This is a genomic window from Paraplanobispora takensis (assembly GCF_016863195.1).
Taxonomy (GTDB): Bacteria; Actinomycetota; Actinomycetes; order Streptosporangiales; family Streptosporangiaceae; genus Planobispora; species Planobispora takensis.
In genome coordinates this window covers 291627-302924 of the sequence record NZ_BOOK01000016.1, presented here as the reverse complement: position 1 = coordinate 302924, position 11298 = coordinate 291627, and the positions used below count along the sequence as shown (strand labels likewise).

6 protein-coding genes are annotated in these 11298 nt (G+C 68.7%); 4 read left to right on the top strand and 2 right to left on the bottom strand.

The features are described from left to right. Nucleotides 1–129: 129 nt before the first annotated feature. The 4 genes from Pta02_RS12980 (at nucleotide 130) to Pta02_RS12965 (ending at nucleotide 4701) form a co-directional block, all read left to right on the top strand. Nucleotides 130–852, top strand: coding sequence for a Crp/Fnr family transcriptional regulator (locus Pta02_RS12980; protein WP_203875012.1), 723 nt, complete (start codon nucleotides 130–132; stop codon nucleotides 850–852). A gap of 64 nt (nucleotides 853–916) precedes the next feature. Further along, nucleotides 917–1678, top strand: a complete 762-nt coding sequence (locus Pta02_RS12975) for a hypothetical protein (protein WP_203875011.1) — start codon at nucleotides 917–919, stop codon at nucleotides 1676–1678. A 47-nt stretch (nucleotides 1679–1725) separates the two neighbouring features. Next, complete coding sequence (locus tag Pta02_RS12970; RefSeq protein ID WP_203875010.1) at nucleotides 1726–3927, top strand: hypothetical protein; 2202 nt, start codon at nucleotides 1726–1728, stop codon at nucleotides 3925–3927. Between the two features lie 3 nt (nucleotides 3928–3930). Beyond that, nucleotides 3931–4701 (top strand): hypothetical protein, encoded by a 771-nt coding sequence (locus Pta02_RS12965; protein ID WP_203875009.1) that lies wholly within the window; start codon nucleotides 3931–3933, stop codon nucleotides 4699–4701. Between the two features lie 77 nt (nucleotides 4702–4778). Here the strand turns inward: Pta02_RS12965 and hrpA are convergent, their stop codons facing one another. Both hrpA and Pta02_RS42180 read right to left on the bottom strand, forming a co-directional pair. Further along, nucleotides 4779–8693 (bottom strand): ATP-dependent RNA helicase HrpA, encoded by a 3915-nt coding sequence (gene hrpA, locus Pta02_RS12960; RefSeq protein ID WP_203875008.1) that lies wholly within the window; start codon nucleotides 8691–8693, stop codon nucleotides 4779–4781. Between the two features lie 168 nt (nucleotides 8694–8861). Continuing rightward, nucleotides 8862–11171: a glycoside hydrolase family 6 protein gene (locus Pta02_RS42180; RefSeq protein WP_203875007.1), complete on the bottom strand. Its 2310-nt coding sequence runs from the start codon at nucleotides 11169–11171 to the stop codon at nucleotides 8862–8864. Nucleotides 11172–11298: the final 127 nt, after the last annotated feature.

The window sequence follows — 11298 nt, the reverse complement described above, 5'->3', positions numbered from 1 at the left end:
TCCGGTCGCGCACCGCGCGACCGGAGCCGCCGTCGCCGCACTGCCGGGTTCATCCCTCGCCCGGTTGATGAACCCGGCGACGGATGAAACATTCGTCAGCACAGGCGCATCTCCTCCGGAGGAACGTGCGTGGCGAGGGACCAATCAAGCGATCCGTTTGCCCGGGCGAGCTTTCTCTCCCAGCTATCAGACCCGGTCAGAGCTCAACTGTTGAACCTGGGAGTCACGACCTGTCGGCCTGCCGGACACGAACTCATCCATCAGGGTGGTGTCGGAGAGGTTGTCTTCCTGCTCATCGATGCCATCACGAAGATCACTGCACGAGCGGAGAACGGCAGCGAGGTGCTGCTCGCCGTACGGGTCAGCGGAGACATCGTGGGCGACATGGCGGTGCTGGACGAAGCTCCACGCTCCGCGACCGTGACAACCTGCAGCCGATCGACCATCTGCGTCGTCAGAGGGCCGATCTTCATGGATTTCCTCCGGCGGACGCCCGAAGCGGGACTGGCCCTGAACCGCCTGATCAGCGACCGCCTGCGCTGGGCCAACCAGCGTAGGCTCGACTTCGCGGGATATGAGGCCGGGATCCGGCTGGCACGCCTCATCGTGACACTGGCTGCTCGTCACGGCCGGAGAGTCTCTCGAGGGCTGGACATCGGTGTCCCCCTCACTCAGACGGAGCTCGGTGCTCTCATCGGAGCGAAGGAGGCGACCATCCAGAAAGCCCTGCGAGATCTGGCCGAACGAGGACTGATCCGGCGGGGCCGCCGAGGCGTGATCATCATGGAACCCGGGGAACTTGCGAAGTTCGCCGACATACCCGAGGCAGCCGAACGCCTGAAGCCCTATTAATCCGGGTTCACCCTGTCAATGCAGGTTCATCGTGAAGTCTCCGTCCCCGCTCATGGAGGCCTCCGTGGAAAATCACACCGGACACCGGGTCATGATCGCGACCGACATCGAGGACTACAGCAGCCGCAACCGCGACGACCAGGCGACACTTCAGCGGGATCTGGTCCGGGCGCTCGACCACGCGGCAGGGCTGGCCAGACTCGGGCTGCTCGACTGGCGACGTCAGGAGCAGGGTGACGGCCAGTTCGTCGTCCTACCGCCGGGAACCGACGCCGTCACCGTCCTGACGTCATTCGTCACCGAACTCAACGAGGTCCTGACCGGATACAACAGCGCGATGTCCCGGATGCGGATGCGGCTCTCGGTCCACGAAGGACCGGTCGTCCTCGACGGGGCGAACGGCGTCCCGGGGGCTCACGCCGTACAGACCAACCGGCTGGTGAACGCCGCCGCGCTGAAGGCGGCGATGAAGGCCCGGCAGGAAGCCAACCTGGGGGTGATCGTCTCGGATCGGATGTTCGAGGACTACGTCGGCCAGTGCCACGGCGGGCCCTCGAAGGATGACTTCCGGCGAGTGGAGGTTGCGGAAAAGAAGGAGCGCTACATCGCCCACATCCACCTTCCTGGTCACAACGTGCATGCGCTCGGGAATCTCATCGGCCCCGGGGAGCCCGCACCGCAAGGGCAACCACCCACCGTCCCGGCATCCGCCGGCCGGGATCTCGCGATGAACGACATGATCAAGGTCAAGGGAGGGGGCTCCGCGAACACCGCGCAGGGCGACATCCACATCGGCTCCCCCAATCGCAAGGGACGGCCGCGGTGAACGACGGCCATCCACTGGCAACAAGCACGCCTTCCGCGGGAGACGAGATGTCTCCCGCCGATGAGAAGCCGGACTCACCTGCAGCCCGGCCCGGTTCCCAAGCCGCTCCGGACAGGGCAGGCGGATCGGATGACACGGGGAATCCACACGACGGTGATGAGAAGTCGAAGCCTCGCGGCGACAACGAGACGGAGTCCGAGGACGTCCCGCTGAGCAGGCGGATCCAGGCGGAGGAACAGCAACGACGGCTCAGGGCCGAGAGCCTGGAGACGCTGTACGGGGAGGACGTACGATCTTCCGCGGGACGTGACTGGATCGGGGACTCCTCCTACCGCGTCTCCGGTGGGGGCTCCGTCTACCGGGCCGACACCATCTATCTCCACGACGGAGCCGAGCGGTCCGGGGTACGCATTGTCCGGCTCGAACCGGACCGGGCCTCACGCCTCCTGCGCTGCCTGGTGGTCACCGACTCCCAGGAACGCCTCGTCAAGGCCCTCGACGACGAGCCCGTGGCCTTCCTGTACGGCAGCGCCGAGAGCGGCTGGAAAACGACCGCGATCGCCGCTCTGCTGACGTGGTCCAAGGCGTCCGGGGAGGAGGACCGGGTGCCCGTCGCGCAGCTCGGCCTCGCGAATGACCCCGCCAGGCTGGCGGAGACCGACCTGGAGACCGGGCTCGGCTATCTGATAGACGCCAGTTCCAGCCCGTGGGTGCGCGACCCCGATCACGTGGTGGCCTGCCTGCGGGAACTGGCCAGGGCGCGGACCTGCCGAATCGTCATTCTGGTGACCGGTGAACACCGGCTGGCCGGGGTTGTCGACCACCTTCCCCCGTCGGCCGAGGAGGTGTTCCGCAAGAGTCTCGCCCACTGCCTGGACGACGCCGACGCATGGCGTGCGTACGGCCTCGACGAGCATGCGGCGACCGTCGCCGACCTCGTCGCCGCCTGCACACCGGGAGAGGCCGCGTACGCGGCCGAGCGGGTGGCCGAAGGTCTGCGGGAGGGGCGCCCGGCGACGGAGGTCCTGCAGGAACAGCCCCGCTTCGCCGAGCGGCGGTTGTGCGACGGGCTGAGAGACAGCACCTCCATGCTGAGCCGGTGCTTCCTGGCGAGCGGCGCGGTACTGCACGGCCTGCCCGAGGTGACCGTCTCACGGGCGGCACTGGAGCTGGCGGCCCTCGTGCGCAAAGCAGAGGACAGGAAGAAGGACGAGGGGGGAATCGCCGTCTGGGAGCAGCTCAGGGACTGGATGCGGGACGGTGGGCTCAGCTCGCCGCCGTCCCGGGCGGGTGACGGGCAGCGGGTCGAACTGCGGCGCGGTCTGGCCCCGGCCGTGCTCCGGCTGATCTGGCAGGAGCTGCCGGTGATCCGCTCCCCCCTGTACACGTGGCTGAAGGCACTGGGCGAGGCCGGCGCCCGGGACGACTGGCAGGTCCGGCTCAAGGCCGCACACGCGGTCGGGCGGCTGGCCACATGCGATTTCCGGGAGATCGACCGGGAGTTCCTCGATCCCTGGAGCCGGGATAGACGCCTGTTACCCAAGATTCTCGCCGCCTGGGCGCTGGAGGCCGCCGCCGCTGATCCGCAGCTGCTGGGAAAGGTGCACGGCCAGCTTCAGCAGTGGGCGGCTTCGGAGCTCGCGGGCCAGCGGCTGACGGCGGCGCTGGCATACGGCTCACAGATCGGCGTCGACAACATCGGGCAGGCACTGCGCGCTTTCGGGGCGATCGCCCTCACCGCCACCGGTGACCGCCTATGTGACGCCGTCGCCAGATCCATCGCCGACGTCTACGTCACCGAGACGGCCGGCCGCATCGTGACGGAACTCGCCACCTGGGCCCGGGATCACGAGAACATCGGCAGGCGGCTCACCGCCGCACTCGCCTTCGTCCGGCTGCTCTCCGTGAACAGGCACAATCCCGAACGGCCCTCGCCGGCCGACCACCCCGACCGGCAAGAGCTCGCGGACCTGTGGCTGAACGCCCTCGGCTGGGGCCTGTCGCGTGACACCGCCACACGATCGCAGCCGCCCCTGACCCCCGAGGCCTGGGATCTCCTCACCGCGTGGGCCACCCGCTCCCCTGCTCAGGCCGGATCGCGCGCCGTCGTCGAGGCCGTCTTCTCCGGGATGGGATCGATTCCCCGCCTGAGTCGGGCCGGTCTCCTCCATCTGCGGCTGTGGAGGTTCCATGGCCGCGTCACACCCGAGTTCTGCCGCCACCTGACCCATCTCATGAAAGGAAGCTGACGCATGGGGCTTCTCTACAGCCACTACAGTCTCCCGGGAGGGCCGGAGCACAAGGACGAGACCACGCTGTCCTTCACCTCCCCCTCGCACGGCGACACCTTCGACTTCTCGGTCACAGTGAAGTTGTCGCGGGTTCCCGGCTCCAAGCGCAAGAACCTCTCCCTGTGGAGCCTGTCCCCCGAGCGGAAGGAGCAACTCCGGGAAGCCGTCCGCAGGAGCGTGCGCTCCACGACCCGGAGGCATTCGATCTTCGATCTGGACGCCGCAGAGCAGGAGGTGAACACCTGTCTGGATCACGAGATGTCCGATCCCGATCCGCTCCTGCCCGGATGGCGCGCCGACGCGGAGCTCACCCTGCCGGAGGAGGTGAAGGAGGCCAGGCGGAGACATCTCCGCGAGATGTTCACGATCGAGGCGGAGGCCGAGGAAGTCGAGCGGCGCATGCGAGCGCTCCACGACTCCCGGGTAGCGTGCGAGCGGTTCCTCTCCGAGGCGATGGAGAGCGGTTGGATGGCCCGCTACGCGCTCAAGCTGGGAGCGGCCCCGCAGAACGCCGCCGCCGTCTTCGAGAGCATGATCGACGATCGGCACAAGAGCGCTCGCGACCTGCTCGACCTACTTGCGAAGATCATCTCTACCCAGACGTCGGCGAACGTCTACGACATGGTGCTCACCAGCGAGAGCGCGCTGCGCCAGTCCTTCGATCGCCTCGGTCTCCCGCTGCCGCCGCCCGACCCGGACTCGTTGTTCGCCCCCGTGGAGGAGAACGTCTGACGCTTGCCCGTCCCCTGGAAGACGTCCGCACCGCGAACGCGGGCGGCGTTCACCGGGGGCGGGCACCGCTCACCGTGCTAGCGCTGGAAGGAACTGCCCAGGTCGATGCCCTCCATCGCCTTGCGGATGCGCTTGTCGGAGATGGAGTACGGCGTGCCGAGGGTCTGGGCGAAGTAGCTCACCCGGAGTTCCTCGATCATCCAGCGGATCTGGCGGACCTCGTCGTCGCCGCGGCGGGCGGGCGGGAGCTTGTCCAGCAGGTCGTGATAGTCGTCCTCGACGTCGTGGACCTTGTGCATGCGCTCCTCGTCGCGGTACGGGTCGTCGGGGAGCTTGTCCAGCCGGCGCTCGGCCGCCTTCAGATAGCGCAGCAGGTCGGGCAGGCGCTTGTGGCCCGTGGCGGTGACGAACCCGGGATAGACCAGGTTGGCGACCTGGTCGCGGACGTCCTCCACCGCAGGGTTGGAGCGCGCCTCGCCCAGGCGGGTGCTCAGAGTGTGCCAGACCGCCAGGATGGCCCTGACCCGGTCGACGACCTCGGCGGTGGTGTCGAACAGCTCGGCGCGGACCTTGTCGTGCAGGGTGGTGAAGGCCGACTCGTCCCAGACCGGCCCGCCGTACTCTGCCATGAGCTTGTCGGCGGCGCAGGCGATGCAGTCGTCGAACAGCGCGGCGGCGCCCGCGTGCGGGCTGCGGCTGAGGGTCAGCTTGGCCTGATTGTCCAGGCGGCCCAGGACCCACTTGGCCGGGGAGGTGGTGTTGAGCAGCAGCAGCCTGCGGGTGCCCTCCCACATGGCGCGGCGCTGTTCGGCCTCGGTCTCGAACATGCGCACGGCCACGCTGGAGCCCTCGTCGGCCAGCGCCGGGTAGGCCTTCATCTTGCGCTGCTCGAAGGTCTTGGGCAGCTCTCCCAGGCTCCAGCTGGTCAGGCCCGACTGCTCCATTCCTGCGGCCTTGGAGAGGGTCTGGCGGAGCTTGGGGGCCAGGCGCCGCTTGAGCTCGGCCAGGTCCTTGCTCTCGGCGAGCTTGTGCTTGCGTCCGTCGATCACCCGGAAGGTGATCTTCAGGTGGTCGGGGACGTTGTCGAGCTGCCAGGCCTCGCGGGGGATCTGGATGCCGGTGAGGTTCAGCAGTTCCCGCTCCAGTACGGCCAGCAGCGGCTCCTGGGTGGGCTTGGCCCGCTGGAGCACCTGCTTGGCGTAGTTGGGGGCGGGCACGAAGTTGCGCCGGATGTTCTTGGGCAGGGAGCGGATCAGCGCGGTGAGCAGTTCCTCGCGCAGGCCCGGGATCTGCCAGTCGAAGCCCTCGACGTTGACCTGGTTGAGCAGCGAGAGCGGGATGTGCGCGGTGACGCCGTCGGCGTCGGCGCCGGGCTCGAACTGGTAGGTCAGCGGGAAGCGCAGCCCGCCCTGCCTCCAGACGTCGGGGTAGTCGCGCTGGCTGACGTCCCCGGCCGTCTCGCTGATGAGCATCGACTTCTCGAAGCTGAGCAGGTCGGGGTCGGCCTGCTTGGCCTTCTTCCACCAGGAGTCGAAGTGGCGCCCGGAGACGACGTCCTGGCCGACGCGCTGGTCGTAGAAGTCGAACAGCGTCTCGTCGTCGACGAGGATGTCGCGGCGGCGGGCGCGCTCCTCCAGCTCCTCGACCTCCTCCAGGAGCTTGCGGTTCTCCTTGAAGAAGGCGTGGTGGGTCTCCCAGTCGCCCTCGACCAGGGCGTGCCGGATGAACAGCTCGCGGCTCGTCTCCGGGTCGATGCGGCCGTAGTTGACCTTGCGCTGGGCCACGATCGGCACGCCGTACAGGGTGACCTTCTCGTAGGCCACGACGGAGGCCTGTTTCTTCTCCCAGTGCGGCTCGGAGTAGGTGCGCTTGATCAGGTGCTGGGCCAGCGGCTCGACCCACTCGGGCTCGATCTTGGCGTTGACCCGGGCCCAGAGCCGGGAGGTCTCCACCAGCTCGGCCGACATCACCCACAGCGGCTGCTTCCTGGCCAGCGCGGAGCCGGGGAAGATGGCGAAGCGGGCGTTGCGGGCGCCGACATACTCCGTGAACGGCCGGCGCGGCTCGGTGATCGGACGGCGCTGCCCCTCCTGAGGGCCCTTCTTGTCGATGTCCTTGACGCCGAGGTGCGACAGCAGGCCGGACAGCAGGGAGACGTGGATCTTCTGCTCGTCGCCGGGGGTGCTGTTGAGCGTGACGCCCAGGGACTTCGACATCTGCCGCAGCTGGCTGTAGACGTCCTGCCACTCGCGTACGCGCAGGTAGTTGAGGAACTCGGCCTTGCACAACCGGCGGAAGGCGCTGGAGGACAGCTCCTTCTGCTGCTCCTGCAGATAGTTCCACAGGTTCAGGTAGGAGACGAAGTCCGACTCCTTGTCGGCGAAGCGCCGGTGCATCTCGTCGGCGGCCTGCTGCTTGTCGGCCGGGCGCTCGCGCGGGTCCTGGATGGACAGGGCGGCGGCGATGACCATGACCTCGCGCACGCAGCCGTTGTGGTCGGCCTCCAGCACCATCCGGGCCAGGCGCGGGTCCACCGGGAGCCCGGCGAGCTTGCGGCCCAGCGGGGTGATGCGCCTGGCCTCGTCGAAGGCGCCCAGCTCGCGCAGCAGGTCCATGCCGTCCTTGACCTGGCGCTGGTCCGGCGGCTCGACGAACGGGAAGGCGGCGATGTCGCCCAGGCCGATGGAGGTCATCTGCAGGATGACCGAGGCGAGGTTGGTGCGCAGGATCTCCGGATCGGTGAACTCCGGCCGGGCGAGGAAGTCCTCCTCCTCGTAGAGCCGGATGCACACGCCCTCGGAGACGCGGCCGCAGCGGCCCTTGCGCTGGTTGGCCGAGGCCTGCGAGATGGCCTCGATCGGCAGGCGCTGGACCTTGGTGCGGTGGCTGTAGCGGGAGATGCGGGCGAAGCCGGGGTCGACCACGTATTTGATGCCCGGCACGGTCAGCGAGGTCTCGGCCACGTTGGTGGCCAGCACGACGCGGCGGCCCCGGTGCGGCTGGAAGACCTTGTGCTGCTCGGCGGCCGACAGCCGGGCGTACAGCGGCAGGACCTCGACGTCCTTGCGTTTGGCCAGCGCGTCGGCGGTGTCGCGGATCTCCCGCTCGCCGCTGAGGAAGACCAGGATGTCGCCGGGCCCCTCCAGGCACAGCTCGTCGACCGCGTCGCCGATGGCCTGGATCTGGTCGTCGTCCTCGCCGACCGGCCGGTAGCGCACCTCGACGGGGTAGGTCCGGCCGGAGACCTCCACGATCGGGGCCTCTCCGAAGTGCCGGGAGAAGCGCTCCGGGTCGATGGTCGCCGAGGTGATGATCAACTTCAGGTCGGGGCGGCGGGGCAGGAGCTGCTTGAGATAGCCGAGGATGAAGTCGATGTTGAGGCTGCGCTCGTGCGCCTCATCGATGATCAGCGTGTCGTACTGGGCGAGGTCGCGGTCGCTCTGCAGTTCGGCCAGGAGGATGCCGTCCGTCATGACCTTGACGAGGGTGCTGTCGCTCGCCTGGTCGGTGAAGCGCACCTTGTAGCCCACCGCGTCGCCGAGCGGGGTGTCGAGCTCCTCGGCCACGCGCTCGGCCACGGTCCTGGCCGCGATCCGGCGGGGCTGGGTGTGCCCGATCAGCCCCTTGACCCCCCGGCCCAGCTCCAGGCAGATCTTCGGCAGCTGGGTGGTCTTGCCCGAGCCCGTCTCACCGGCGACGATCACCACCTGGTGGTCGCGGATGGCCTCCAGGATGTCGTCCCTGCGCTGGCTGACCGGCAGCGCCTCCGGATAGGTCACCGTAGGCACGGCCGCGCGGCGCTCGGCGATCCGCCGCTCGGCCCGCTCGATGTCGGCGCCGATCTCCTCGGCGATCTTCTGCTGCGCGGAGCGGTTCCGCACCTTCCGGGCGCCGTCGAGCCGCCGTCCCAGCCGTCGCTGGTCGCGGAGCGTCAGCTCGGGGAGACGGGTGTGGAGATCGGCGAGCGGAGATGTCAACGAAGGTGTTCCCATACTGCAACCAGGATACTTTCGGCCCGCAAGTCAGGAGCCGACCGCCCATGGTGCCCGACTCGCCGGTGGACCGCATCCCAATATTGGTACGGCCCCGCCGCCCCTCTCGACGGAGGGCGGCGGGGCCGGGTGTGCGGGGCCGGGACCCGCGGGTCCCGGCCGGTGGGATTACTGGACGGGCGGGTAGGCGTTCTTCAGCAGCTCGCGGAACTGCGCGGAGAACCACTGCCCGGAGATCGGGGCGTCCGGAAGGGCGCCGCTCATGCTGTTGCCGTTGCGCTCGTTGCCCTCGTAGGTCGGGTCGCACATCCGGTCGAAGCCCTTGCCCTCGTCGTTCGGGATGAGCTTGCTGGAGCCGTCCGACTCGCCCGGAGGCTTGATCCAGACGTAGGCGTCCAGACCCGCAGCCGGGTTGGCCTGCGGCCGCTCGCCGAGACCCGCGCCGCTCTGGTTGCACCAGTTGCCGGCGTGGATGCGACGGTCGACCCGGGACTGGTCGACGAAGGTGTTCACGTTGGTGGAGGTGCTGGGCGCCGCCGGGCGGGCGGTGCCGCCCCAGCCGTTGCGGGAGGTGTCGATCAGCATGCCGATGTTCGACTTGAAGCCCCGCCGGATCAGCTCCTGACGGAAGGCCTGGGCGAAGGTGAGCTCGTCGACGTAGAAGTTCCAGTCGACCCAGTCGGACTGGCGGACCGTCTGGCCGTTGACGGTGGTGTTGATGGTGAAGTGCGGCTCCCGCAGCGCCGAGTAGTTGGCGGTGTTGGTGATGAAGCCGTCGACGCTCTCGAAGCCCTTGGCGGTGCCGGAGACGGTGGTGGCGAACAGCTCGGCGGACGGGCCGAAGTTCGTGTCCCAGCCGATCCAGCCGTGGTGGGCGGCGTCGATGTAGGTGTAGACGTTCGAGATGGCGTGCAGCTTGTCCAGGGCGTAGCGGATGCCGTTGACGTAGGCGCCGCTGTCCTTGGCCTCCTGGCACTTGGCCACGTTGAGGTTGGTGACCAGGTTCGGCAGCGAGTCGATCTCGATGATCGTCACGATGCGCAGCGCCGCGTACTTGGGGTCGTCCAGGATGTCGGCGATCGGGTCGATGTACTCGTTCTTGTAGCGGTTCAGGCCGTTCTGCGAGATGAGCAGCTCACCGTTGGAGGCCAGGGCCGAGCAGTCGCGGTTGGGCAGGTTGTAGATGACGAACTGGATCGTCAGCGGCTTGCTGCCGTTGGCGGCGTCCTGCTTCAGCGCCTCCTCCAGGTGGGCGCGCAGGCCCATGGCGGAGGAGGAACCCTCGATGGCGGCGATGCGGTCCAGCCACACGCCGGTGGAGGTGTTCGCCACCGCGGCGCCGCCCGGCTCGGCGGCGGCCTTGGCCGACCAGTTCGGGTTCACGTAGCCGGTGGCCCCGTCGTAGGGGTTGTCGACGTGCTCGCCGACCGGCGGCGTGTCACCGTCGTTGTCCTCCTCGGTCGCGGTGACCGAGACGCCGGTGTGCCCGGAGGCGGCGGCCGAGATGGTGGCGGTGCCGTCGGTCTCGTCGGTGTCCTCGGAGGCGGAGACCGTCACGTTCTGCGCCGTGTTCCAGTTGGCGGTGGTGAAGGTCAGCGTGGAGGGCGTGATGGTGATGTTCGAGTCACCGGTCTTGCTCAGGTTGACCGTGACGTCGCCCGACGGCGCCTGGCTGAGCTTGAAGCCCACGGTCTTGCTGCCGCCCTCGGGGACGCTGACCGAGGTGGCGGAGGCGACCACCGAGGGGGTGCCGGTGCCGCCGCCCACGGTGAAGGGGACCTCGGCGCTCTCCTTGCTCAGGACCGGGGTGCCGTTGTCGTAGGCCTTGGCCTTGGCGGTGTGGGATCCGGCGGCCAGCCCCGTGGCGGAGTAGGAGTAGGGGGCGCTGGTGTCGGTGTTCACCAGGTTGCCGTCGACGTAGAACTCGACCTTGCTGACGGCGCCGTCGTCGGAGGCCGTCGCGGCCAGCGGTACGGCCGCGCCCGTGGCGTGCGAGGAGCCGCCGGCCGGGCTGGTCAGGCTGACGGTGGGAGCCTGGTTGACCGGCGGCTGGCCGCCGCAGGAGACGCCGTTGACGGTGAAGTCGGTGGGCTTGGGGTTCGAGCCCGACCACGAACCGTTGAAGCCGATGCTCGTGGAGGCGCCGGTGGCGAGCCTGGCGTTCCAGTCGAGGCTCTTCGCGGTGACCTTGTTCGCGCTGTCCTGGGCCCAGGTCGCCGACCAGCCCTGCTGGAGTTTCTGGCCGCCGGTGAAGGTGAAGCCGAGGGTCCAGCCGTTGAGCGCGTCGCCGAGGTTCTTGATGGTCACGTTGGCGGTGAAGCCGCCCTGCCAGTCGTTGGTGGAGTAGGCGACGTCGCAGGCGACGGCCGCGTGGGCCGTGGCCGCCTGACCGGTGGCGAGGCCGGCGGCGGCCACCAGGACGGCCGCCGTCGTCGCAGCCCGGTTCCGCCAGACATGGCGGCGCGGATGAGCTCTCATGGATGTCATCTCCAGACGAGGGGTGGGAGCGCTCCCATAGTCCGGATGTTTCCGGCAGGTGTACAGCGTCCCGCCTCCCGGCGAACCCGTTGTGAGGACTTTCTCACCCCTGACCTGAGCGAACGCC

Excerpts from the sequence above, each read along its gene's own strand:
- Pta02_RS42180 (WP_203875007.1), bottom strand. The coding sequence starts at position 11,171 with ATGAGAGCTCATCCGCGCCGCCATGTCTGGCGGAACCGGGCTGCGACG.
- hrpA (WP_203875008.1), bottom strand. The coding sequence starts at position 8,693 with ATGGGAACACCTTCGTTGACATCTCCGCTCGCCGATCTCCACACCCGT.
- Pta02_RS12965 (WP_203875009.1), top strand. The coding sequence starts at position 3,931 with ATGGGGCTTCTCTACAGCCACTACAGTCTCCCGGGAGGGCCGGAGCAC.
- Pta02_RS12970 (WP_203875010.1), top strand. The coding sequence starts at position 1,726 with ATGTCTCCCGCCGATGAGAAGCCGGACTCACCTGCAGCCCGGCCCGGT.